A 287-nucleotide genomic window follows, 5' to 3' on the forward strand; every position below is an offset into this window, starting at 1 on the left:
GCCGCCCGGTGGTGGGATCCGGCCCGGTCGGCTGCTGCCGGGGTCATGGCGGGATCGGCGGTTCCCGGCGGCATCGGCGTGGCCCTGTCCGGCAGGGCGCGGAGCATCCGGTGCAACTCGGCCAGATCGGGTCGGGCGGCCGGGTCCTTGTCCAGGCAGCGCTGGGCGATGCTCCTCAGCGGTTCCTGTACGCCGTCCGGGTCAGGTGCCTCGTGCGTCACCTGATAGCCCGTCGTGTACGGGCTGCCGCCGTCGAAGGGGCGATTGCCGGTGGCCGCGTACACCAG

1 protein-coding gene (running past one end of the window) is annotated in these 287 nt (G+C 73.5%); it reads right to left on the reverse strand.

What is annotated here, in order from left to right:
* Nucleotides 1–287: part of a protein kinase family protein coding region (locus CCL05_RS43340; RefSeq protein WP_425276000.1), annotated on the reverse strand (this coding region is incomplete at both ends). The annotated region continues 272 nt past the right edge of the window; the window shows 287 of its 559 annotated nt.

Source organism: Streptomyces africanus (genome assembly GCF_002150735.1).
In the GTDB taxonomy this organism is placed as follows: domain Bacteria; phylum Actinomycetota; class Actinomycetes; order Streptomycetales; family Streptomycetaceae; genus Streptomyces; species Streptomyces africanus.